The 25,681-nt window shown below is 39.0% G+C and carries 18 protein-coding genes; 4 read left to right on the top strand and 14 right to left on the bottom strand.

Features of this window, described 5'->3' with window-relative positions; all coding sequences use genetic code 11:
* Positions 1 to 125: 125 nt before the first annotated feature.
* On the bottom strand, positions 126 to 437 hold the full coding sequence (locus H5120_RS15300; protein ID WP_182675413.1) for an MGMT family protein: 312 nt from the start codon (positions 435 to 437) through the stop codon (positions 126 to 128).
* Positions 427 to 1,323, bottom strand: a complete 897-nt coding sequence (locus tag H5120_RS15295) for a LysR family transcriptional regulator (protein WP_182675412.1) — start codon at positions 1,321 to 1,323, stop codon at positions 427 to 429. The genes H5120_RS15300 and H5120_RS15295 overlap by 11 nt, the downstream gene beginning before the upstream one ends.
* A gap of 122 nt (positions 1,324 to 1,445) precedes the next feature.
* On the opposite strand from H5120_RS15295, the gene H5120_RS15290 reads away from it, so the two are divergent.
* Both H5120_RS15290 and H5120_RS15285 read left to right on the top strand, forming a co-directional pair.
* Positions 1,446 to 2,528: an efflux RND transporter periplasmic adaptor subunit gene (locus H5120_RS15290; RefSeq protein ID WP_149592959.1), complete on the top strand. Its 1,083-nt coding sequence runs from the start codon at positions 1,446 to 1,448 to the stop codon at positions 2,526 to 2,528.
* 2 nt (positions 2,529 to 2,530) lie between these two features.
* A complete protein-coding gene (locus tag H5120_RS15285) occupies positions 2,531 to 5,599 on the top strand; it encodes an efflux RND transporter permease subunit (RefSeq protein ID WP_182675411.1) in 3,069 nt (1,022 codons plus the stop codon).
* A gap of 108 nt (positions 5,600 to 5,707) precedes the next feature.
* Here H5120_RS15285 and H5120_RS15280 read toward each other — a convergent pair whose 3' ends face one another.
* Positions 5,708 to 6,040 (bottom strand): PBPRA1643 family SWIM/SEC-C metal-binding motif protein, encoded by a 333-nt coding sequence (locus tag H5120_RS15280; protein ID WP_182675410.1) that lies wholly within the window; start codon positions 6,038 to 6,040, stop codon positions 5,708 to 5,710.
* 241 nt (positions 6,041 to 6,281) lie between these two features.
* Here H5120_RS15280 and H5120_RS15275 point away from each other — a divergent pair, with 241 nt between their 5' ends.
* Positions 6,282 to 6,536, top strand: a complete 255-nt coding sequence (locus tag H5120_RS15275) for a MetJ regulator of methionine regulon (protein ID WP_182675409.1) — start codon at positions 6,282 to 6,284, stop codon at positions 6,534 to 6,536.
* Between the two features lie 669 nt (positions 6,537 to 7,205).
* Here H5120_RS15275 and rluF read toward each other — a convergent pair.
* The 10 genes from rluF to H5120_RS15225 form a co-directional block, all read right to left on the bottom strand.
* On the bottom strand, positions 7,206 to 8,231 hold the full coding sequence (gene rluF, locus H5120_RS15270) for a 23S rRNA pseudouridine(2604) synthase RluF (RefSeq protein WP_182675408.1): 1,026 nt from the start codon (positions 8,229 to 8,231) through the stop codon (positions 7,206 to 7,208).
* 86 nt (positions 8,232 to 8,317) lie between these two features.
* Positions 8,318 to 9,388, bottom strand: a complete 1,071-nt coding sequence (locus H5120_RS15265; RefSeq protein WP_182675453.1) for a DUF418 domain-containing protein — start codon at positions 9,386 to 9,388, stop codon at positions 8,318 to 8,320.
* Between the two features lie 30 nt (positions 9,389 to 9,418).
* Positions 9,419 to 10,633 carry an EAL and HDOD domain-containing protein gene (locus tag H5120_RS15260; protein ID WP_182675407.1) on the bottom strand — a complete coding sequence of 405 codons (1,215 nt, stop codon included), beginning with the start codon at positions 10,631 to 10,633 and terminating at the stop codon, positions 9,419 to 9,421.
* Positions 10,634 to 10,722: 89 nt separating this feature from the next.
* Positions 10,723 to 12,258, bottom strand: coding sequence for a glycogen synthase (locus H5120_RS15255; protein WP_182675406.1), 1,536 nt, complete (start codon positions 12,256 to 12,258; stop codon positions 10,723 to 10,725).
* Between the two features lie 80 nt (positions 12,259 to 12,338).
* The gene (gene glgC, locus H5120_RS15250) at positions 12,339 to 13,640 is read right to left on the bottom strand and encodes a glucose-1-phosphate adenylyltransferase (RefSeq protein ID WP_002958601.1); all 1,302 of its coding nucleotides are present in this window, start codon (positions 13,638 to 13,640) and stop codon (positions 12,339 to 12,341) included.
* Between the two features lie 14 nt (positions 13,641 to 13,654).
* Positions 13,655 to 16,192: a glycogen/starch/alpha-glucan phosphorylase gene (locus tag H5120_RS15245; RefSeq protein ID WP_182675405.1), complete on the bottom strand. Its 2,538-nt coding sequence runs from the start codon at positions 16,190 to 16,192 to the stop codon at positions 13,655 to 13,657.
* On the bottom strand, positions 16,185 to 18,248 hold the full coding sequence (gene glgX / locus H5120_RS15240) for a glycogen debranching protein GlgX (RefSeq protein WP_182193805.1): 2,064 nt from the start codon (positions 18,246 to 18,248) through the stop codon (positions 16,185 to 16,187). Before glgX ends, H5120_RS15245 begins: the two co-directional genes overlap by 8 nt.
* The gene (glgB, locus tag H5120_RS15235; RefSeq protein WP_182675404.1) at positions 18,241 to 20,448 is read right to left on the bottom strand and encodes a 1,4-alpha-glucan branching protein GlgB; all 2,208 of its coding nucleotides are present in this window, start codon (positions 20,446 to 20,448) and stop codon (positions 18,241 to 18,243) included. The genes glgX and glgB overlap by 8 nt, the downstream gene beginning before the upstream one ends.
* Positions 20,449 to 22,443 carry a 4-alpha-glucanotransferase gene (gene malQ / locus H5120_RS15230; protein WP_182675403.1) on the bottom strand — a complete coding sequence of 665 codons (1,995 nt, stop codon included), beginning with the start codon at positions 22,441 to 22,443 and terminating at the stop codon, positions 20,449 to 20,451. It abuts the gene before it with no gap.
* A gap of 9 nt (positions 22,444 to 22,452) precedes the next feature.
* Positions 22,453 to 22,755 carry an isoamylase early set domain-containing protein gene (locus H5120_RS15225; protein ID WP_002958606.1) on the bottom strand — a complete coding sequence of 101 codons (303 nt, stop codon included), beginning with the start codon at positions 22,753 to 22,755 and terminating at the stop codon, positions 22,453 to 22,455.
* 386 nt (positions 22,756 to 23,141) lie between these two features.
* Here H5120_RS15225 and H5120_RS15220 point away from each other — a divergent pair, with 386 nt between their 5' ends.
* On the top strand, positions 23,142 to 24,074 hold the full coding sequence (locus H5120_RS15220) for a hypothetical protein (RefSeq protein WP_182675402.1): 933 nt from the start codon (positions 23,142 to 23,144) through the stop codon (positions 24,072 to 24,074).
* A 57-nt stretch (positions 24,075 to 24,131) separates the two neighbouring features.
* Here H5120_RS15220 and H5120_RS15215 read toward each other — a convergent pair whose 3' ends face one another.
* A complete protein-coding gene (locus tag H5120_RS15215) occupies positions 24,132 to 25,301 on the bottom strand; it encodes a cache domain-containing protein (RefSeq protein WP_182675401.1) in 1,170 nt (389 codons plus the stop codon).
* Positions 25,302 to 25,681 lie beyond the last annotated feature (380 nt).

The raw sequence follows: 25,681 nt of genomic DNA, 5'->3' as shown, positions 1-25,681 counted from the left end.
TGGCTTCGCCACTTATCCGACCTACGTCAAAAGGTAGGTTGGTTAAGCCGAAAGCGCCACCCAACAGAGTATCGATTCACGCCTTGAAAGTCAGCTATGGCACTTACCTGCCCATAATAGTCATATCACTCCCATCGGCACTCACGCATATTCACTTTGTCATTTTTAAACAATACGCCTTCTGATAATAGCTTTTCGCGCTGTTTTTGGTATTTTTCGCTACCTGCAGGGAATGATATTTTACCTTGGCTATTCACAACCCTGTGCCAAGGTATAACTGAGTCGTTTGGCATCACTTTTAATAAGCGCCCGACCAACCGTGAATTTTGCGGGTATCCCGCAAGAGCTGCAACTTGCCCGTAACTTGCTACTTTGCCTATTGGTATACCTGCGATAACAGTATAAATAAGTGTTTCTTTATCAATTTCAGCGTTCATTTAAATACGCCTCACTAAGTACTTTAAATTGCTCCCAAATAGTGCGCGCTACAGGGCCGTGATGCACTGCATGTTGTCTAAAGGCTCTAATTTGTGCACTAAACTTATGCTCTCGATCAGTTATGTGTATTTCTTGAAGTGAGCCTGCTTTAATTTCGGGTGCACAGTGTTCTAGGCTCATCATTGCCCAACCTGCACCTGAAAGTAAAAACGATTTTAAGGTCGATACATCATCAATTTTCATCATGGCGGAGCCTTTTGAGTACGATAGTCTGTCGCTGTCGATACTCAAGTCACTTTCAAACATAGCTAAACACGGATACGTTTGTAGTTCGCTATAGGTTAGCTTTTGAGGGAGTACGCCTTTAGCGCTGACAATGCCAATATCGAGCCTGCCTATAGGTACGCTTTCTAAATCACCTGTCGCATGAAATAAATCAAACCAAGGGCCAATACCTAATTCGGCTTGCCCACTATTTACTTGCTCTAACGAAATAAAGCGCTTCCCGCTTGTTAAGCTAAATTCGGTGCTGGTAAACAATCTAAAAGTATTACTTATGATCTCGTTGTAACTCTGCGTATGGCAAAGTTGTTCGTAACAAATTCTAAATTGGGGTTCATTACCGAGTGCCAATTCTTTAGCAAGCTGCGCTAGCTCGTCGTTGGCATGCAGAAGTTGCTGCGCCTCGCGGTGAAAAATACGCCCTTTTTCAGTAAGCTGTAATCGGTACTTACTTCTGTCTAGCAACTCAAACCCTATTTTTTCTTCTAGATTTTTAATAGCAAGTGTAAGCGCTGGCTGCGTTTTATGTAGTTTTAGTGCTGCCCCGCTTAAGCTTGCGCTTTGCACTATGGCATCTAAAATTATTAATTGATTCAGCTTCATATAGCACTCTGCAACATTATAAGTAAAACTTATTGAGTTTCTAAAATTTAATGATTTTTATTTTATATGTTTGCAGCGTATGCTGCACTTAATTATTTTGCCATCATTGCAACGGAGAAGACATGAAACTCTTTCGTCTATGTTTTTTAACTACGACTTTACTAAGCTTAATAGCCTGTTCTGAGCCAGAACAACAAGTTAAAGAAGAGCCCATTCGCCCTGTTAAATTATTCAACATAGGTCATGATTCTCAAACCAACATTCGCAGCTTTCCTGCTGAGGTTGTTGCAAACCAAGGCTCTTACCTTGCTTTTAGGGTAAACGGCGAACTTATTAAGTTTCCGGTACTTGCTGGTGAACACGTTGAAAAAGGTGATTTATTAGCAAAACTGGACCCTGAAGATTTTCAGTTGCAGTTTGACGAACGCAAAGCGCGCTTTGAATTGGCAAAATCACAACTTGGCCGCATTGAGCAATTGTTTGAGAAAAAAATCACCAGCCAATCAGAATTAGATCAAGCCACTGCTAATATGCAAATTGCTGAATCTGCATTTAAAATTGCACAAACAAACCTTGAGTACAGCGAGCTACGCGCACCATTTTCAGGCACAGTTGCAAAAGTATTTGTTAAAAACTTTGAAAACATTCAAGCCAAACAAAATATATTGCGTTTAGAAACACGCGATTTAATGGATGTAGAAATTCAGGTTCCTGAAAAAATTGTCGCTCGTTTTCAAAAAGGCACTGATTACCACCCTACTGTAAAATTCGATGGCTTTGACAATAAAGAATACACACTTGATATTAAAGAGTGGGATACCCAAGCAGACCCTGCAACGCTTACCTATAAAGTTGTGTTTTCGCTACCAGTACCTGAGGACTTTAATTTACTAGCGGGTATGACGGGCAGTGTATTTATTGATTTAAGTAAAGTAACTCGCTCGCAAGTGTCTTACACAATACTGCCAATTGAGTCAGTGTTTTCTGAACCTCAAGAATCTATTAAAGATAATGCCTACGTGTGGCTTTTTGATTCAGAAACTAGCCAAGTACATAAACAAGCAGTAAAAATTGGCCAGCTACACCGCGATGGTATTGAGGTGTTAAGTGGTATTAAAGAAGGCCAAATTGTTGTTTCTGCCGGTGTGCACTCACTTAAAGAAGGCATGAAAGTAAGAGCATGGAATAAAGAGCGAGGCTTATAATTATGAGCTTTGCACAACTCTCCATTGAGAAAAAAGTAATCAGTTGGATGTTTACGCTGCTGCTATTAATTGGCGGTACCGTGTCGTATTTTGATTTAGGGCAATTAGAAGACCCTGAGTTTACGCTTAAAAAAGCCATGGTTATTACCATGTACCCTGGCGCATCGCCGCAACAAGTAGAAGAAGAAGTAACTTTTCCTCTGGAAAACGCAATTCAGCAATTACCTTATGTTGATTACGTTACGTCTATTTCATCTAACGGTAAATCACAAATTTCGGTAGAGATGAAAAGTACCTACCGAAAAGAGCAACTTCGCCAAATTTGGGATGAAATGCGTCGTAAAATTAACGACCTCTCCCCTTCGCTTCCCAGCGGCGTTTACCCAAGTACTATTTTAGATGACTTTGCCGATGTTTACGGTGTTATGTATTCGGTAACCGGTGATGGCTACTCATATGACGAACTTAAAGACTACGTCGACTTTTTAAAGCGCGAGCTAGTCTTGGTTAAAGGTGTAAGTAAAGTAACAGTTGCAGGTGAGCAACAACCGCAAGTAATGGTTGAAGTATCAACGCGTAAATTGGCTCAACTAGGTATTGCACCAAGTCATATATTTCAGTTACTGCAATCGCAAAATACGGTATCTAACGCGGGTAAAATTCGCGTGGGCGATGAGTCAATTCGATTGCACCCTACTGGCGAGTTTAAAGATGTAAAAGAGCTCGAAACGCTATTAATTTCAAAACCTGGTGCAAGTGAGCTTATTTATTTAGGCGACGTAGCAAAGGTTTACAGAGAGTACGCAGAAGTACCTAACAATGTTATTCGTTATAACTCTCAGCAAGCTTTGCTTATTGGCGTGTCGTTTATGTCGGGAGTTAACGTGGTTGATGTGGGTAAACACATTGACGATCACTTAGCTTCACTTGAGTATCAACGCCCTCATGGTATTGACATAAATTCGGTATACAACCAACCACAAGAGGTTCAAAAATCGGTTGATGGTTTTATTATCAGCTTACTTGAAGCTATTGCGATTGTTATTGTAGTACTGCTGTTATTTATGGGTTTAAAAAGCGGTGTTTTAATTGGTGGTATTTTACTGCTTACTGTATTGGGTACGTTTATATTTATGAAGTTGTTTGCTATCGATTTACAGCGTATATCACTTGGAGCACTTATTATTGCGCTTGGTATGCTGGTTGATAACGCAATAGTTGTAACCGAAGGGATACTAATCAACCTTAAACGTGGGCAAACAAAACTCAAAGCGGCGGTTAATATTGTTGAGCAAACAAAATGGCCCTTACTAGGTGCAACAGTTATTGCAGTCACTGCATTTGCGCCAATTGGTTTAAGCTCTGATGCCAGTGGTGAATTTGCCGGTAGCTTGTTTTGGGTGTTGTTTATTTCGCTTTTATTAAGCTGGATAACAGCCATTACGCTAACGCCATTTTTTGCCAATTTAATGTTCAAAGAAAACGAATTTAAAAACGAAGAAGGCCAAGAAGATGAAGACCCGTATAAAGGTTTTATTTTTAATGGTTATAAAGCGGTTTTAGATTTAGCGCTGCACTTTAGAAAAACCACGCTTATATTAATGGTTGTTTTACTGTGTACTGCGGTTGTTGGTTTTGGCTCTGTTAAACAGTCGTTTTTTCCTGCTTCTAATACACCTATGTTTTATGTTGATTACTGGCAAGAGCAAGGATCTGATATTCGCTCAACCCTAGAGGGCGTTAAAAAGCTTGAAGAATTTTTGCAAAAAGAAGACCTTGTTGAAGAAGTAACAAGTACAACAGGCCAAGGCGCGCCACGCTTTATGCTTACCTACGCACCAGAAAAGTCATATCCCGCGTACGGGCAATTAATTATTCGTGTGGCTGACAGAGAAGCCGTAGCAACTGTAATGCAAACTGTACGTGATTACTCAAATAATCATGCGCTCTCTGCGCAGCTTAAAATTAAGCCAATGGAAATTGGCCCCTCTACTGATGCAAAAATAGAAGCGCGTTTTTCAGGCCCTGATCCTGTTATTTTAAGACAATTGGCTGCTAAAGCTGAAGAGCTTATTGGTAATGATGATGGCGCATACAATATTCGTGATGACTGGCGTGCACGTACTAAAATGATTCGCCCACAGTTTAACGAGCAAAAGGCACGCCGCTTAGGTATTAGTAAATCTGACTTAGACAATGTATTACTAACAAGCTTATCGGGTAAACAAGTGGGCGTATATCGCGATGGTACACAATTGCTGCCTATTATTGCCCGCTCTCCTGCTAACGAGCGCTTAAACGTAGAAAGCGTACACGACCTTCAAATATACAGCCCAGTACTTGGTGTATTTGTACCAGTAACCCAAGTGGTAGACGAGTTTATTGTACAGTGGGAAGACAGCCTAATAATGCGCCGCGATCGCAAACGTACAATTACGATTATGGCCGATCACGATGTATTAGGGGATGAAACCCCAGCTAAACTATTTGCGCGTATTCGCGGACCAATAGAAAACATGGAATTACCGCGCGGTTACGAACTGGAATGGGGCGGCGAGTTTGAATCTTCAAGCAAAGCTCAAAAAGCAATATTTGGCTCATTACCGCTGGGTTACTTAGCGATGTTCGCAGTAACCGTATTACTTTTTAACTCGCTTAAGCAACCACTTGTGATTTGGGCAACGGTTCCGTTAGCTATTATCGGTGTAAGCGCGGGCTTGTTAGCTATGAATGCTCCGTTTAGTTTTATGGGACTACTTGGTTTATTAAGCTTAAGCGGTATGCTTATTAAAAACGGTATTGTATTAGTTGATCAAATAAATCTCGAATTAAGGGAAGGTAAATCGCCCTATGAGGCCGTATTTGACTCTGGTGTGAGCCGTGTACGCCCAGTTGCTATGGCGGCTATAACTACTATTTTAGGTATGATCCCGCTGTTATTTGACGTGTTCTTCCAGTCAATGGCGGTAACAATTATGTTTGGTTTAGGCTTTGCTACAATTTTGACTCTAATTGTAGTGCCAGTACTTTACACGGTTATATTTAGAATTGATTACGAACCGCGTAAGTAGTTAAACATATAATCGGTTAACATTAAAAATGCCACTGGCTCATGGTCAGTGGCATTTTTATTTAATACCGATGAAAAAAGAAAGGCTACATATTTAGTTGTTAAGAAACTAACCGCAATACTTCTTATATTTTTTGCCGCTACCACATACACAAGGTGCGTTACGCTCTGGTACTTTATCAAATACTTGTGGTGTTGACTTGCTAAGCGCAAAGTCTAGTTCGCGAATATCTTCTGGTACTTCAGCTTTAACTTCAATTGAAGCAAACAGCGAATGCTCTTCTAATATTGCTTCTATTTCTGATTGTCGTTCAACTGAGTTTACAGTTAACGTGAGCGGGTGTAACTCTGAGCCTGGCTTTGCAGTACGTTTTGGCGCAAATCCATTACTGTTATTTTTACCCATTATGTCGGGCTTACCCATAAAGAAAAACTTTGACATGCTACTTCTATAACCTTTCTAGACTATTGAGACGGCGCATCTTAACAGCTTAACCTTCATATAACTAAGTGTACTTGATAATGCACAATATAAATCAGGCTTTAGCGCATATACGCCTAATATAGCGACATAATGAGGCCAATTAATGGATTTAGGCAAAATTTAAATTCGAAATATAGTAAAATTATAATGACTCAACTTAGTGGCGTTTTAGTATCTAACTCAATATTATGGAAAAGCATTGGAAAACTTTAAAATTGCAGTACTAATAGCAGGCAGTCTTTTTATACTTTTTGGTTATTTACGCTTTATAACTGACGATAATGGTAACGTGAACTTAAACAACTACCGTTTTACAGGGGGCATACTACTGGTTATTTCCGGTATGGTTGATGGCACACGCGACCTTGTTAAGCGCCTGCGCTCTAAAAACTCGTTATCGGCGATTGCAGTTTATTTAGGTATACTCTTATTTTATATTGGCTTTAGCATTTAATAGCGAAATATTAAGCGCTAATTTGGGCTTTATACAAGCAACATTTTATAAGTGAATACCCTTTGACCTTTAAGCAACTCTTCAACAGCGCCTTATTACTCTTAGTAACAGCACCTCCGCTGGTTTTACTTGCATGGGATGAACAAGCTGACCCCGCTTTTATCCCCAACAGTATATATAACACCTTAACATTTACGTTATTTCCAATAACGGCGATAGTGTTGTCGATTGTTTTATTAAGGCACCTATATAAAAAATATAATAATAACTTTGAATTTAAACATACAGTTAAAAATTATATTGCTGAGCATGGGAAGTTCCGCAGCGCATTTATACCACTGTTTTTGCCTATTTTAATTTACTTATGGTTATGGACGTCAGTTTGTATTTCTGTGAAATTATGGGCCAATAAACACAGCAATAATATATGGCAGCAAGAGCATCAATTACTCGAGGTAGGTAGTTGCCCAACTGATTATGAGTACAGTTGTGCAACACTAACAGTGCTTAGTTTACAGAACTACAGAAAATACACTTTTAGATGGTATTTAGATAAGAATAAATTGGTGACTTTGCAAAATAACAATATAAATTTAGTGGGCGTTATAAGCCCACTTGGCAATATAGTACAAGAAATACAGTGGTAGTAGAATACCACTTAGCTGCAGATTATTTTTTTAAGCTAAGAGTACGCCCCGAGCTAGGTTTTGACTGTGACGACTTGTTCTCTTTAATACTTTTTGGCTTACCAACATACGTGGTAGAACGCTTTTGATAAGGTGCTTTACTGCGCTCATTTTTGCGCTCGCCATTAGCATTACTGCGATCAGAGTTGCGACTTGAATTTCGTTCAGTACTACGCTCGCCACCTTGTTCGCCTTTATTAAAACGGCGAGGATTTTCACCCTGAAAATCACGCTTTTTAGGAATCGACGGCGTATTATTTTCTGATTGTTTATTAGCATCAAGCGAATGTTCTTGAGTTTTACCTGAGTCAGAAATCGAGTCGTTTATTTGCGCCATTTCTACATCAGTTAAATGTCGCCACTGCCCTACTTTTAAGCCCTTAAGCGTCACGTTCATAATGCGTGTACGTTTTAATGTCACAACTTCATAGCCTAAGTATTCGCACATACGGCGAATTTGGCGGTTTAAACCTTGTGTAAGTACTATTTTAAATTCTTTAGGGGCAGTTTGTGTCACTTTACACTTTTTAGTCACGGTATCTAAAATAGGCACGCCATTGGCCATTTTTGTAACAAACTGACGATTAAGCGGTTTATCAACCGTAACAACATATTCTTTTTCGTGGTTATTACCCGCACGCAAAATTTTATTAACGATGTCGCCTTCGTTAGTTAAAAATATAAGCCCTTCAGACGGTCTATCTAAACGCCCTATTGGAAATATACGCGTAGGATAATTTACCGCGCGAATAATATTACTTTGAATTTTACTTTCGGTAGTACACGTAATACCAACGGGTTTATTGTAAGCGATATAAACGCGTTTTGGTGTGGCTTTAAGTGGCTTGCCATCAACCAATACAACATCGGTAGCAGCAACTTTTACGCCCATTTCAGGCGAGTAGCCATTAACGCTGACACGACCTTGCTCAATATATTTATCGGCTTCGCGGCGTGAACAAAATCCTGTTTCACTAATAAATTTATTTAAACGTTTTAATTCGGTCATGGCACTTATAGCGTAGTAATTTTTAAGGCGAGTAGTGTAAACCACCCACACTATTTTTTCGCCCCTAATTTAGAATTTATAGGTGTTTAAGCATTAATTTTTGCTTTCGTTAATTTACGCCATACAAATTCAAGCGGGCCTTGGTTAAAATAACGGCTGTATATAAAGGTAAATATGAGCTGCAGTGCAACTAATGCCGTTGCAACTAACCAGTAGTCAATACGATCAAAATTGAGCACCCAGTGCGTAAATAGCACTTTATATAACAATAATTGTATGAGTGTTTGGCTAATATATAAAGTAAATGCTAAGCGCCCCGCTTGTTGAATAAGCGTGCCAACATGTGCGCTGTTATTGCAAAATTTAACAATTAATTGAATATACAGCGTAGCCATACCTAGCGCCGCAAACATATTTACAAATTCTTGCACCCCATATCCTAAGCTGCCATTAAGCTGTGATGCATAAAGCCTGATTCCACAAAAAACAAGGGTCATTGCACCGCAAACTATTAATTGCTGAGTCGTTAAGCCTTTACTAAAAACGTCTTGTTTATATAAATAAATACCAATGAGCATAAGGCCCACGCACATCCACATTGTCATTATTGGCACCATAACAAGCATTAACGTGTTCATAGCAAGGTTACTAATAAAGTAATCAATATAGTGTGGGTTATATAATTCAATAAACTGTGCTGTATCGCGGTAAATTATTTCATCGGGTACGCTAGATATAACAAGTAAGGTAACCACAGCCGACAACAAGGTAAATGCAAGCCCTCTTTTTAAAAGTACATTGCTATCACTTTCTAAATATTTAATAACAAACCAGCCAGATACACCGTAAACAAATAAAATATCACCGGCCCAAAGTAAAAAACCATGCGCTAAACCAAAGAGGATTAACCAATAGAGCCTGCTTTTTATCTGCACTTCAGACTTGTAACGTTGCCACTGAATGTAAAGCCCAGCACCAAAAAGCAAACTAAACAGCGTTCTAAAACGCCCGTCTACAAACACGCTGCTAAGGGCGTGAATAATTGAGTCGCTAACAGGAGGAGTAGTTAAGGAGGTATACCCGTATTCAAAAATGCCGAAGGCGTAAGCATTCATGTAAACTAGGCCAAGCACGGCAACGCCGCGAATAAAGTCCATATTATAATTGCGCATTAAAGCTATTATCCGTTAAATATTATTCTTATAACTGTCAGCCCAATCGACTGACTGCTGGTAAAGTGGAGGTAGTATAGCACTGTCTATATTTAGCAAAAGTACAGCTTGTTCAAGTGCCCACCAGCTTCCTGTTTCATATGCTTTAACAACGTTTAAAATATAATAAAGTGTGTTTTTGTCCCCTAATAATGCCGTTTTTATTTCATCAGGGAAAGGTAGCTTTTCAACAAGCAAGCTCATTGGTTGATCAAGGATTGCATCCAGTAACGAGAATAACCCTGTTAAAAATGCTTCGCCTGACTGACTTTTATTAACCTTTTTTGCCACAAGCTCACAAAAACGAGCACGTACAACACACACTTGCATTAGCTCTGCAGGTTTTTTACCCGCTGTATGAGCAGTAACAATAAGGCTCACAAACTTTTTAAGGCGTTCGTGTCCTAAATACACAAGCGCTTGCTTTAATGACGATATTTGGCTTTGTATAGGAAACACACCGCTGTTTATTAATCTTAGTAACTTATATGCGAGTGCAGCATCTAGCTCAAACAGGCTTGCGATGGTTTTAATATCAGGGCTTTGCTTCATTATTTCTGCGTAAATAGCGACGACTAAACCATAATTATAATCAATGTCGTTTTGCTTGATCATGGTAGGCTTTGCAAAAAAATAGCCTTGAAAATAATCAAACCCCATATCAAAGGCGAGCTTATAGTCTTCTTGTGTTTCTATTTTTTCGGCTAGTATTTTTATTTGTTTATGCGCTTGTAACTTAGTAACTATGGGCTGTATTTCGCTAAGAGGTGTAATTGCAATATCAAATTTAATGAGCTTCACAAGCTTTAAAAAACGATCCCATTGTGGTTTATATACAAAATCATCGAGCGCGAGTTTGAAGTTACTATGAAATAAACCTCGGCATAGCTCATAGTTATCGTCGGTAGGTTCTATGGTTTCGAGCAGCTCAATCACAACGTCTTGACATGGTAAGAAAGCACATAAATCGAGTTTTAGTGATTCTGGTCCTATATTAATAAGCGCTTTTTTGCCTGATGTAATATGGCGTGTACCTAAATTTAATTGATTTTCCATAATAAGCCTTGCTGTTGCTTGGCCTTCTGCAATATCTGGAAAATAATTTTTTGGACTATCACGAAAAAGTAGCTCATAGGCTACTACTTTTTTACTTCGATTGAATATTGCTTGCCTTGCAACAAATACAGACACATTACCTACTTCTTAGCTTTTATATAATACTAAGTAATTAAACCCTAAGCAGGTAGATTTGTCACTAAACTTTAAAGTACACAAACGTTTTACCGGTATAAGGTTGTTATATAATCAGTTGCCACTTGTGGCCACGAAAAACGCATTTGCTCTGCGCTGTGCTTAATTTTATGCCATCTTTTAGGATTTTGCTTTTTAATTAAGAGAGTTTCGGCTAAACAGCTAATTAAATTACGCGTTTGCGTTGCCAACGTGTCTCCATTAAAGCTAAAACCATTTTCGTGGTGTTTAACAGTATCTTTTAATCCGCCAACACTGTGTACTAAACACGGTTGCCCCGCTCGCATTGCTAGCATTTGGCTAATACCACACGGTTCAAACGAGCTTGGCATTAAAAATAAGTCACCTAATTGATACATTAAATCGCCAACACCTTGACCATAGCCCTTTAAAAATAAAAGATTGGAATTACGCGCCATTGCTTTGGTAAATATGCTTTCGAGCTCTTTGCCACCCGAGCCGAGAATAATAAGTCTGCCGCTATGTTCACTAATTAATTGGCACACTTTATCAATAGCTAAAACCCCATTAACCTGCTGGCACAATAACAACACTTTTTGCTCAGTAAGACGGCCAACGCTTGTAACTAATGGACCGTTATTAACCGTTGCTTTAAATTGCTGTAGTCGTTGGTGGGCAATATAATAGCCACTTTGTAACTGCTCGCTATTTGCCATCCAAGTAAATAAAGTGCTCTCTGCTTGGCTATAAAAATCAGCGAGAGTTGCTCCTTCAAGTGCATTGATTGGATATTCGCAGCCATTTAAAATACCAACAAGCTTGCCTTGGCTTGCTGCATTTTGCAGATCTTGCTCAAGCCCTTCGCCACCAAAAAAACCATGTTCGTAATTGCTAGGTTCAAGAACCTCTTGGCTGTAAGTTGGCGATACAACATGTATTTTATCGCATAGATTTATTGCACTGCGCATAGGATTAAAACAATGAGGGTAACGCGGGTCGCATAATTGCTGGCCATTATAACTAAGTGATGGAAACCACGCCTCTAAGCTTGAATCATCATGTTTGAAAGGCCTTATCCCTTGCAGTGCAATATTATGCACTGTGAAGGCAATAGGTAAGGTATTAAGTGAGCTATAACGTGGCTCAAACTTAAGTAAAACTGCAACGCAGGCACTGTGCCAATCATGTAAATGCAGCGCTGTAGGGCGCTTTAATACACCTTGTAATAACGCTTCGCAGACGGCTGCGTTAAATAGAGCAAATTTAGTCGCATCAGTTGCAAAAGGCCTCCCCGGTGCATCATTACAATATACACTGCCTGATTCACTAAATAACGGGTGGCTAATAACAATTTGGCTTACATTATTTTCGGCTTGTTGTACTTTAAAAATGGTTAATACATGGGGTTGAGCATTAAATGCAACAGTTACTTCACCTACATAAATACGCTCAAGCGGCTCAAACCCGTAATCAGGAATAACAACATCAACCGTTATACCTTGCTTTGCGAGAGCCTTAGGTGCATCGCGTACTACATCTGCCACACCGCCTACTTTTGCGCCTGGTAACGCGTCATTTTCTGCTGCAACCATTAATACATGCATTAATTTATTATTTCCTTTAAACCTGTGTGAGCTTGCTCACAAATGAGCAAGCTATGTTGTCGTGCTTATCTAACTTGTTGTTACGCTAGTTTTTTATTTTCTCGCGCTTGGCGTTCTAACTTTTTTGCAAGCTCAGTGAGCATATCACGTGTAACAAGAACGATACCTTTTTTAGATACCCTAAAGCCGTTTTCTTCATCTGTTTTTTTGTCAAAACCGATTTCAAGACCCGCCGGTATTTCACAGCTTCTATCTATTATTGCGCGTTTAATTTTACAACCTCGGTTTATAACCGCACCGGGTAAAATAACCGACTGCTCAATGGTACAAAATGATCGAACGTGAACGTTAGAAAACAACAGGGATTTTCTAACCGCAGAGCCCGAAATAATACACCCACCCGAGACTGTTGAGTCTAAAGCCATACCACGTCTATCTTCATCATCAAAAATAAACTTAGCAGGTGGTAGTTGCTCTTGATAAGTCCATATTGGCCACGTTGGATCGTATAAATCAAGTTGTGGTTCTGGCATTACCAATTCCATATTAGCTTCCCAGAACGAGTCAAGCGTACCTACATCTCGCCAATAAGGTTGCCCTTCTTGGTTTGGATCTCTAAATGGAAAGGCAAACACATTATGCTCTTCTATAATCGCTGGAATAATATCGTGACCAAAATCGCGTCCAGAGCCTTCATTTTCAGAATCTTTTTTAAGTTGCTCAAATAAAAATTCAGTATTAAAGATGTAGTTCCCCATTGATGCTAAACATGTACCTGGCTTGCCGGGTACGGAGCTCGGCATTGCTGGTTTTTCATCAAAACGACACACTCTATTTTCTTCATCAACGGTCATTACACCAAACGTGTCTGCGGCTTCTTCTACTGGGACTTCAATACAACACACAGTCATATCTGCGCCTTTTTGCACATGTTCAGCCAATAAAGCGCCATAGTCCATGCGATACACATGATCTCCAGACAAAATCATCACATATTTAGGAAGCTCGTGACGAATAATATCTATGTTTTGAAAAACAGCATCTGCGGTTCCACAATACCAATCATCACCTTGGCGCTGAGATGCAGGTAGTATTTCAACCGACTCTCCTAGCTCTTTTTTAAAGTGCCCCCATGCGCGGTTTACATGGCGTATTAATGAATGTGATTTATATTGTGTAGCAATACCAACACGTCTCACACCTGAGTTAATGCAGTTTGATAGTGGAAAATCGATAATTCGATGTTTACCACCAAAGTAAACTGCTGGCTTTGCTCGCCAATCGGTTAACTCATGCAGGCGAGAACCGCGACCGCCTGCCAGTATTAACGCGTAAGTTTCTCTGGTTAGGCTACTTATGTAGCGATTTGCATAATTAGGCATAATACTCTCTCCATTTAGTCTAGGCTGTTAGTGGCATGGCTTTTAGTTGTCGTTAAGTCTGTTTCACTAATATTGAGGGGTTCTAAATGCCAAATATCTTCACTGTATTGGCTTATGGTTCTGTCACTTGAAAACATACCACTGGCTGCTGTATTTAAAATACTCATTTGTGTCCAGTAGGTCTGATCTGCGTAAGCTTTATCAACTTCTTTTTGAGCTGCTACATAACTTTCAAAATCGTGAGCAACAAGCCATGAATCGTGCGGGCTCTTAATTGCATTTGTTATGTCGTCAAATAAGCATGGTTCAAATAAATTAAAATGCCCGCTCTCGAGTAATTGCATCACATTCTTTAAATCGCTATTTTGCGATATTAAATGCTCTGGATTATAACGTGATTTAATATCGTCAATTTCGTGCGCTTGTGCGCCAAACAAAAAGAAGTTATCAGCACCAACAGCATCTCTAATTTCAATGTTTGCGCCATCCAGCGTGCCTATTGTCAATGCACCATTCATCATAAATTTCATGTTGCCAGTACCAGACGCTTCTTTGCCTGCGGTAGATACTTGCTCTGAGAGATCGGTTGCAGGACAAATAACTTCCATTGCGGTTACGTTGTAATTAGGTAAAAATGCGACGCGTAAATATGGCGCAGCTTGAGGGTCTTTATTTATAACCTCTGCCACGTTATTAATAAGCTTAATAATTTTTTTAGCCATGTAATAACCTGGCGCTGCTTTACCACCTAATAGAACACAACGAGGAACAAGTCCTTGGGTATCCCCACGGCGAATACGGTCATATAAATGAATCACATGAAGTATGTTTAATAGCTGACGTTTGTATTCGTGGATACGTTTTACTTGTACGTCAAACATCATTGATACATCAAAATCGATATCGCAGCGCGCCTTGACTAAATCAACTAAACGTTGTTTGTTTTCACGTTTAGCATTTTGCCACTGCTCATGAAATGCCTTGTCGTCATAAAAACGACGTAGGTCACTAATTTTTGAAAAGTTTTTAACCCAATCATGGCCAATTTTTTCACCAATTAATTCGCTTAATACTGGATTACAATGCGCAAGCCATCGACGAGGCGTTACACCATTTGTTTTGTTATTAAACTTATCTGGCCACAGTGCATAAAATTCTTTAAATAATCCCGCTTTTAACAGTTCAGTATGAAGTGCTGCTACGCCATTTACAGAGTAACTACCTACAATAGCTAAATAAGCCATACGAATTTGCGGCTCATCACCCTCTTCAATCAGTGACAATGCACGTTGCTTTTCAACATCTCCCGGCCATTGCTGTGCAACTTGTGCTAAAAAGCGTGCATTTATCTCGTAAACTATTTCTAAAATGCGTGGTAATAATTTTGAAAACAACGAAACAGACCATTTTTCAAGCGCTTCAGGAAGTAGCGTATGATTTGTATAGGCCATGGTTTTAGTTGTGATTTGCCACGCATCGTTCCAATTTAATTCGTAATCATCAATTAAAATACGCATTAGCTCTGCAACAGCAATACTTGGATGCGTGTCGTTTAACTGAAAAACATGAAAATCAGCAAAGTCACTAAAGCTCTCGCCATGTTGAGAAACCCATTGGTCTACTACGTCTTGAATACTCGCCGATGATAAAAAGTATTGTTGGCGTAACCTAAGCTCCTTACCATTTTCGCTGCTGTCATTTGGATACAGCACCATGGTAATTTGTTCGGCTAGATTTTTTTGTGCGACGGCTTCTGAATAACTGCCCGCATTAAATTCGGTTAAATTAAATTCATCTGTTGCCTCTGATTTCCACAGACGTAGTGTATTTACGATATTGTTTTTATAACCTGGGACAGGTACATCGTACGGTACAGCTAATACATCTTGTGAGCACATCCATTGACGGTGCTCTCTGCCAAATTTATCTGTGTAACTTTGCACATAGCCACCAAACTTCACACGTTTTGCATGCTCTGGTGCGCTTAGCTCCCATGGATGTCCTTCACGTAGCCAGTTATCTGGTTGCTCAATTTGGTTACCATCTTTAATCGATTGATTAAACATGCCGTATTCGTATCGTAGGCCATAGCCAATAACAGGCAACGCTAAACTAGCACAGCTATCTAAAAAGCAGGCTGCAAGGCGCCCTAGTCCACCATTTCCTAGGCCAGCGTCGTGCTCGGCGTCTTCAATTGTTTCTATTGTTGTGCAGTACTCTTGTAGTGCTGAGCTTACTTGTTCATCTAAATCTAGATTTAAAACAGCATTACCTAGCGCACGCCCCATCAAAAACTCAAGAGAAAGGTAAGCCGTTTTGCGGCGTTTCTCTTGCTTAATTTGTTGATTCGTTTCTCTGCAGCGGGCCACAAGTCTGTCGCGAATAGTAAGCGCTAATGCGTGATACAAATAATGCTGCGATTCACCCACCTTATCTCGGCCGAGGGTATAATAAAAATGCCGTGTTAAGTCATCTTTAAGCGTACTTTCATCAATAACGGGCCCTTCTTGCCAGCTCTTTACTACACACACTTGATCACTTTGTTTAACCATGACTAACATCCTCTAAATTGGCACTAAAAACCCAACTACTTTGTGCTGAAATTTCAACCATCGCATCTTCATTACTGCTCACAGATGCATTATGTACACTTGATAGAATCATTTGCCACGGCGCATTAATTGGCGATGGGGGCATTTGACAAAAAATTGTTTTTTCACTGGCATTAAATACAATCAGCAATGCATGATTGTTTTGCTTATCAAGTAAGCTATACATTAAAAACTGCCTGGTATCTTCATGCCAGTGAGCATCAGTCATGGTTTTACCTTGTTCGGTAAACCACTTAACGGTAAAACGCTCGTCTATATCATCTAAAAATACACTGTGTTTAAACGCACTGTGCGCACGTCTAATTTTTAATGCATCATCAATAAATCGTGTTAACGAATGATTAAGTTGAGAATCTTTCCAGGCAAGCCAACTAGTGCGATTATTTTGGCAATAAGCATTGTTATTCCCCCCTTGCGAGTGCGCCATTTCGCTGCCAGCGGCAATCATTGGAACACCTTTTGAGAGAATTAAAGTAAGTAAAAAGTTCTTTTGTTGCTGTAAGCGCAGTGCGTTTATTTTAGAGTCGCTGGTAAAACCTTCTACCCCACAGTTAAACGAATGATTTGCACTGTGCCCATCTCGATTTTGCTCGCCATTAGCTTCGTTATGTTTATGCTCATAACTCACTAAATCAGCAAGGGTAAAACCATCATGACTCGTTATGAAATTAATACTATTGAGCGGCCCACGTTGGCTGTGCTCAAAAATATCAAACGATCCATGCAAACGTTTTGCAACGCTTGCAATAATGCCTGTTTCACTTTGCCAAAAACGTCTAATTACATCGCGATATTGATCGTTCCATTCTCGCCATGGCGGCGGAAATGCACCAAGCTGATAACCACCTGGGCCTATATCCCAAGGCTCACTTATTAACTTAACTTTGTTAAGCACAGGGTCTTGGGCAACTACTTGTAAAAAAGTATGTGCGGAGCTAAAGCCTGCTTTTGAGCGGCCTAAAATGGTCGCTAAATCAAACCTAAAACCATCAACTCCCATTACTTCAACCCAATAACGAAGGCTATCAAGTACAAGTTGCAGTGTTTTAGGGTGGTCAATATTTATGGTATTACCACAGCCGGTATCGTTTATATATACGTCAGGCTGGCCATCTACTGTGCGGTAATAGGCTAAGTTATCAAAGCCTCTAAGCGATAGTATAGGGCCATCCGCCCCTGCTTCAGCTGTATGGTTGTAAACAACATCTAATATGACTTCTATGTCTGCAGCATGGAACTCTTGCACCATTTGCTTAAACTCGTTTATATCGTCGTTTACCAAATAGTCTTTATGGGGCGTAAAAAAGTTAAGCGTGTTGTAACCCCAGTAGTTTTGCAAACCTTTCCCTGTTAAAAATTGCTCACTAATAAAAGAATGAACAGGCAAAAGCTCAACGGCTGTAACACCAAAGCTTTGTAAGTGTTCAATAAAGCTTGGGTGGCTTAACCCTAAAAACTTCCCTTGTAGAGGTTTAGGTATTTTAGGATGACGACACGTTGTACCTTTTACATGACACTCATAAATAACCGTGTTTGACCAACGGTGGTTAGGCTTTTTATGCGTATACAACGTAGGAGCCGCTACTTTTGATTTAGGTATATCAATCGCATTATTTACAGTGCTTTTAGTACCGATTGGCATTTGCCCGTAGTGGCGTTCACTCCAAGTAAACTCGCCAAACAAGTCTTTTGCATATGGGTCTATCAGCAGCTTATTTTCGTTAAACAGTTGACCATTTTTAGGGTTATATTCACCCTCAACTCTAAAACCATAAAGCGCACCGGCGTTTAATGGCGAAATATGAATACTCCAAATACCCCCTTCGTTGATGTTCATCGCCATTTTTAGTATTTCTGAATGGCCACTTTTATCAAACAGGCATACATAAGCTTGGCTTGCCCCAGGCGCATAAAGCGCGAAGTTGACCCCATTATCAATAACACTAGAGCCAAGTGGTTCTACATTACCGGGTGCTACATCAAATCGGTTACTCATCATCAACCTTTTGTAAATAAATAGTAGTTAAGCCACCAATGGCAATTGAAATACTGTGTTTAAAACCATGATTTGATTCGTTTATTGCTTGAACTACCTGCGATGAATCTTTAGTTACCTCAACGCCAGAGCCAAAAAACTGAGTATCATCTGTATTTAAAATGACCTTGTAACGCCCTTTACTCGGTACGCCAATAACGTAGTTTTCATAGGATGCGGGGGTAAAATTAGCAATAACAACCACAAAGTTTTTTGCGTTTTTAGCATAGCGAACAAAGCTTAAAATGCTCTGCTGATTATTATTGTTATCTATCCAGGTAAAACCAGCCGCGCTCGAATCTAGCTCATACAACGCAGGTTGGTTTTTATAAACCGTATTTAGTGTTTTTACCGTTTGCTTTATACCATTATGGCTTTGGTGCTCAAGTAAATGCCAATCGATAGAATGATCGTGTCCCCACTCTTTTCGCTGTGCAATTTCACCGCCCATAAACAAGAGTTTTTTACCCGGGTGTGCCCACATAAATGCGTAGTAAGCGCGTAAATTTGCAAATTTCTGCCAATCATCGCCTGGCATTTTTTCAATTAACGATCCTTTACCGTGTACTACTTCATCGTGGCTTAATGGCAATATATAGTTTTCGCTAAACGCGTATACCATCGAAAAAGTCATTTCGTGATGATGATGCTGACGATAAAGTGGGTCGTTCTGCATGTAATGCAAACTATCGTTCATCCAGCCCATATTCCACTTATAACCAAAGCCTAAACCGTTGTGCTCAACACTTTGGGTGACACCCGGCCATGCTGTTGACTCCTCAGCCACCATCATAATGCCTGGGTTGTTTTTATAGCTGCGCATATTGACTTGCTTTAGGCACTCAATTGCACCTAAGTTTTCACGCCCGCCGTAACAATTAGCAACCCACTCGCCTTCTTTTCGGCTGTAATCTAAATACAACATAGAAGCTACGGCATCTACACGCAGGCCATCTAAACCAAATTGATGTAGCCAATACATAGCATTTGATATTAAAAAGCTTTTAACTTCAGGACGGTCGTAGTTATAAATGTAGGTATTCCAATCAGGATGAAACCCTTGGCGCTTATCAGCATGCTCATATAAATGGGTGCCATCAAATCGATGTAAGCCATGCGGATCGCTTGGAAAATGCCCTGGTACCCAATCAAGCAAAATACCTAAATTAGCTTTGTGGCACTGCTCTACAAAGTATTTAAAGCTGTTGTAGTCGCCAAAGCGGCTGGTAGGTGCAAATAATCCAACAGGCTGATACCCCCACGAACCATCAAACGGGTATTCACTTATTGGCATAAGTTGCAGGTGAGTAAAATTCATTTCAAGGGCATAGCTAACGAGTTTGTCGGCAAGCTCTGTGTAACTTAAATAGCGGTTGTTTTCAGCCCGTTGCCATGAGCCTAAATGCACTTCATAAATACTAATTGGTGCATCTATATGGTTACGCTTTTGTCTGTTTTGAAGTGCCTGCTCGCCAAGCTTTATAGGTTTTAGTTTATACTGCAGTACACTTGCAGTGCCAGGTGCTTGTTGCATTTTAAATGCATAAGGGTCGGCTTTTTCGAGCACCTCTCCACTTTGCGCGGTAATTGCAAATTTGTAGCACATGTCAGCTTTAAGGCCTGGTACAAATAACTCCCATACACCACTTGCAGGATGAAAGCGCATAAAGTGGCGATTCGCTTGCCAAAAGTTAAACTCACCAATAATAGAGACACTTGCCGCATTAGGCGCCCATACACAAAAACGTACACCGTCTACGTTTTGTTGAGTACTAAAATGTGCACCAAAATGCGAGTAAGCATGTTCAAGACTGCCTTCGTTAAATAAATACATTGCCTCTGCATCAAGTGTGCTTTGGAAACTGTATTCATCATAAAAGGTAACGCTGCTATCTGTGTACTGAGCAATGCATTCATATGGTGCAGTGGGCAAAGCATCAACTTTGGCTATAAATAAGTCACTTTGCTGGTAGCGCTGCGCCTTAATAGTTTTATTATTTAATGTAACACTTACGCTTATTGCACAAGGTAGATAAAAACGAATTTCAACTTCGGCATTCGTTTTATGTGCCCCTAAAAAGCTAAATGGGTCTTTAAATCGCCCTGTATTTAATGCGTTTACTTGTGCATCATAACTATTTTCATTAGTTGTACTGCTCATTTAACCTTTCCTTATTGAATCGATAGCAGCTAAAAGTGAGGCATTTTTGGTAAAAATTTCTTCACTGGTATGCGTTAATACACGTCGCCAATTAGGATATTCTTTATCTGTCCCGGGGATATTAACCGGATACTTCTGCTCATCTAAGTCATCTATTTGTATTGCAAATAAACGCGATTGAGAGCCTGCTAAACACAATGCAAGTGCGCTATAAACAGTCACTGCTTCACTATGTAATAAAAGCTCAGTTGTATTGCCATGGTGATTAATAAATCGTAGTATCCTATGTTGCTCTTCTATTCGTTGTTGCTTTAATTGCTCGTATTCATTGCAAGTAATAAGCTTGTATTGTTGCTTAATATTTAAATCAGCATGCTGCCACCAACCTGTAAATGGCGGCACATCATGATTAGCTATCATTAACAAACACTGTGTTGCTAGCTCATCTGTCGATAAAAACTCACCACTGTGTTGTTTTTCAAAATAAAATAAGCTGTTAGAAAAAATACCGCTAGATGCCAAAGCCTGCCTTACCTCTGGCGGCACAACGCCTAAATCTTCTCCAATAACAATACTCTGATTAATATGTGATTCAATTTTTAAAATGGCGAGTAAGTGCTCAAACGGGTAGTAAACATAACAGCCATCTTGTTCAGCATTGCTTTCAAAGCACCACCATAGGCGCCTAATAGCCATTACGTGGTCAATTCGAAGTCCACCTACGTTTTGCATGTTTGCGCGAATGAGCGAGCGGTAAAATTGGTAGTGATTATTACTAAGGCTTTGGGGATTGAGGGCTGGGAGGCCCCAATTTTGACCTGCTTCAGCCCATGGATCGGGTGGAGCGCCTACACTTGCACCTTGGCTAAACAGCGATTGCTGGTTTTTAAATTCAGCCCCATCGCCAGCACAACCAACAGCTAAGTCGTTTATTAAGCCAATAGCCATGCCTCTCTCTGCGCAACTTTTTTGACACAGTGCAAGTTGCATATGCGCTTGCCATTGCAGGTAATAAGCAAATGTTAGGTTATCTGATTCGAGGGTATTTAACGTAGTAGAGTGAGCATTACAAAAATCAGTAAACGCTTGGCGACGCTCATCACTTGCCGTTAATTCAAACTGATTATAAAGCGCTTCAAATAACGTATACTTTATACGGCTTACATTTTCATAATCTATAAACTGATCATTACTTTTAATAAGTGCAGCGACATCATCTTGCTGCATAATGGCGTCAAGGTTTTCGTTATTTATTGCGTCTTCGCTTAGTACGATAGAAATATAAAGAGGATTTAATAAAGCGCGACTATTAGGGCTATAAGGACTGGCTCGCTCTGGCATATCAGCGAATAGCAAATGCAGTGGATTAAGTAATATGTAATCCATGTTTTGGGAGCTGCATAGTTTTGTAAGCGCTAATAAATCGTCAAAGTCGCCAATACCCAAATTCGCTCTATTTTTTAATGTGTAAAGCTGAATAGATAATCCCGTGCGCTTTGTGTCTTCCACTTGATAGACTTGCTCAGGCACGCACCAAATTTGTGTAATAGCGTGTTGCTCACCTACCTGAACATTAGCGTCATGATAGCCAATTGGCATATTATCTATGGGTAGTGCCAGCTCAATATAACGCACGCCGTGCAAGTAATATTCACCAGTGACGGCCAAGTTATAAAGGTTGTCAAATGCTATGTGCATTCCAAGTGAAGGGACATCAATATTAGCGGCTAAATATTGCTGACGTTCATCTATACGAAGCTTTAACAAACATGTACTTTGCTCAACTAAACTCACACTAGGTACTAAATCAAGCCAAAGCGATGCATCTAAATCATAAGTTAGTTGAGCTATTCCTGCTTCATTATTTGTATCAACACCACAACATTGCAAAGCACGTTTACGCGTTTCTTCGCTAAAAAACACCTGTTCACCTGTATACTTAGTGAATTCAAAGCCAATACCATGCAGGTAAAACAACTGCGAAAGAGCATCCATTGAATCGCCTTAATTAGTGCGTTGAGTATTTACTATGCTGTTTTCTGTGCCAAAAGTATTGCCGATATAACCGTCAGCTTGATGGTCGTTATCCCAAATGTCTCCATTAATCAGATAACGAAAGTGAAATTGTTGATCGATAGGTAAGCGTTGCTTAAATTTAAACACACCTTGTTTTTTATAAAGCTTCATTGGCACTGGTTGCCAATCATTAAATTCACCTAATAAGCAAACTTCTTCTGCCTCTGGATGAGAAAATTCAAAAGTAACTTCAGCTTCATCTTTTGTTTTAAAAAAACGTTTATTCAACATAGCAGGCTCCAACTAAACCAAAAAGGGTACTTAATCTTTGCCACAGGCCATACAACTAAACAAAAAGGCGATGTGGTAACCATCTAAAAATCATTAAACGTGTTATTAGTTAAACAAAACTTTATTTACGCTTTATTACAGTGCAAATAATATTTCAATTACACCAAAAAGGTGCATTAACCTTATATACAATACGCTTTAAATGATACTTAACATACAGAGCAATATTCAAACCAACAAACTATTAAAAACCTCATTAGTTCAATATATAAATATTTATAGCTGCAAATATCCGAAGAAAATTTAAAATCCTAAATTACTTTTTTTATATTACTTCATCATGGATAATACACATCATTCTAATACTCTGAAATATCATTAATTTCATGTTGAAAAAAACCATTTTAATAACTACCACCATCATTTTTTTAGTTGTAGCTGCATTTATTGGTACCTCAATTTATACCCTATACAGTAAAAAAGAAATTTCAGTTGACCCTAAATTAAAAGAAATATCAGGAATAGAATTTGATAAACAGCAACGTTTATGGGCTATTAACGACGGAGGCAATGAACCAAAGCTATACAGACTTAATAAAGACGGTTCTATTGCTAAAGAAATTTTAGTTGAAAACGCTAAAAACATTGATTGGGAAGACATGACCCAAAACAAATTTGGGCACTTCTTTTTAGGCGATTTTGGTAACAACAAAAACGATCGTAGATGGCTCACTATTTATAAAATAGAAAACCCGATAGATATAAAAACAGATACGACTCAAGCAGAAATAATTAAGTTTACCTACCCCGAAATGGATGGCAGTCCTATAAAGCCCAATAACCGTAATTTTGATTTAGAGGCATTTGTAGCCCTAGGACGTCACTTATATTTATTTACTAAAAACCGCACAGAGCCATTTGACGGTATTACTAAGGTTTATAAAGTGGGCGATCATGCCGCTAATTTTAAAGCAGAGTTAATAGACTCATTTAAAACATGTACCACTTTAGAAAAGCTATGCTGGATAACATCGGCCGCTTTAAGCCCTGATCGTAAAAAACTAATATTACTTGATTCAACCAGTATTTGGCTATTCGAAAATTTTGAGGGTGATAAGTTTTTTTCTGGCGATGTATCAAAAATTGACTTAGGAATAGTAACTCAAAAAGAAGCTATCACTTTTTTTGATGACAATACTATTGTATTTACAGATGAAGAATTTAAAGGTATTGGCGGTAATGCTTATTTTATAAAGCTTGATGAAGCCAAAAAAGAAATTATAAGAAAAAAGCCGACCTCAGAAATAATACATCCATAATATAATGTTAGCTAAGCTAAAGTTCTAAAGCTTAGCTAACTTATGAAAGGTATCGAGTTAGTTACTCTTTTCGTTTGACGAATGGAGTGCTTTTTCTACATCAACACCTAAAATCAACACTCCAATATGACTATTATTATCATCTAAAACAGGAAAACTTAGCTGTACTTGAAAATGATGTGTTGATGCATCATATGTTACGCTATCAAAGTTATAGTCCTTTGACTGTTTAAATATTTTAGTAAACTTATTCTCATCTCCTTGCCAGTAATCACTGGTTAACTTACTTATTGCTATATTTTTTCCTTGGCTATCAGTCAATATAAGCTCAGTAACAACACCTTTAAACTGCGATTGCCATTTTTTAAATACCTTAGATAACGGTAAATCAAACATAGTTAACCCATCAGCATGCCCAACGTGTTTACTTTCTTTTATCCATAGCTGGTCTCGTTTCTTAATTTCAGGCTCACTCAAAGGAGACTCATTACTTATTTGAACTTCTTCGACTAAACTAGGTAAGTTTAATAAAGTTTTAGCGCTACTGTAGAGCCTATCAAGTATTTGCTTTTCTTCACTTTTTGATAGTGAAAATGGAGCTTGCGCACAAGTATTTATATTTTCATCGAACTGCTGCATAAATTCAGGAAGGCGTTTGATAAGGGAATGCGAAGCAAATAATCCCAAAGGTACATATCTAAAAAACTCTTTTTGGTACTCGTCTTTATTAATCCCTAGCTTAGAGGCTGCTAATTCAAAATCATCTAAATCAAGTAGGATTCTATCAATCCGTTTATGGTGCATTACATTTACTATTTCTTCTAATGAATTTACTTCTACCTCAGCAATAATATTTTGAGTTTTAAACCAATTTGCTTGATAACTTCCTCTTACTGCACCATAAAGCATTTTATTTTTTGGTTTATTAATGCTCTCTGGGTGAGTAAACCAGTACCAGCTTTCTAAAAAAATGGGGGATGATATACGTCCATAAGCTTTCATTTCAGGCATTAAATGGGTTGTGAAATATCCATCTAAGCGCTCTAACTTTACTTCTCTACGAGCACGTAACCATGGCAAGGTTTGTAGCTGAAAAGGAGCTCCCATTTCAAATAAAATACACTCGACTTGGTTGACTGCATTATTAGGTGCTGTGGTGGGTAAGTTTGTCCCAAACTGGAGAGGCTCAGTTAAACCTAACAAAAGAGTAAAAAGATATACGGGCATAATCCATTGCTAAATATTGTACAAATTAAAATAAGTATAGTCATGCTTATTAAAAAAGTATAAATTTTCCTTACAAAATTTTGTACCTTATCAATGGCTTCAATATTTAAACCTATGATTTATTGCTATTAACTTATAAAAAGCACGCTTAAACATTTAAATTAATGCATTTATATCTAGAGTCTGTTTATCATTGCGGATAAAAATTTGCTCACACTAGGCGCTATTTTATTGCGGCGCAAGATCTATAACCTAGTGTGCTCGATAACTGCTCCTGCGTTATTCTAATTGCTTATATCCATGTAAGAATAAGTAAAAACCGAGCAATGCTTCCGCGCCCTGCTCACGCCCCTACCCTACATCTATGTAGGCAACCAAGA

Source organism: Pseudoalteromonas sp. SR43-2 (assembly GCF_014163885.1).
Lineage (GTDB): Bacteria > Pseudomonadota > Gammaproteobacteria > Enterobacterales > Alteromonadaceae > Pseudoalteromonas > Pseudoalteromonas distincta.
Note: the sequence above shows the minus strand (reverse complement) of the source record. Positions and strands in the feature narration are given on the sequence as shown.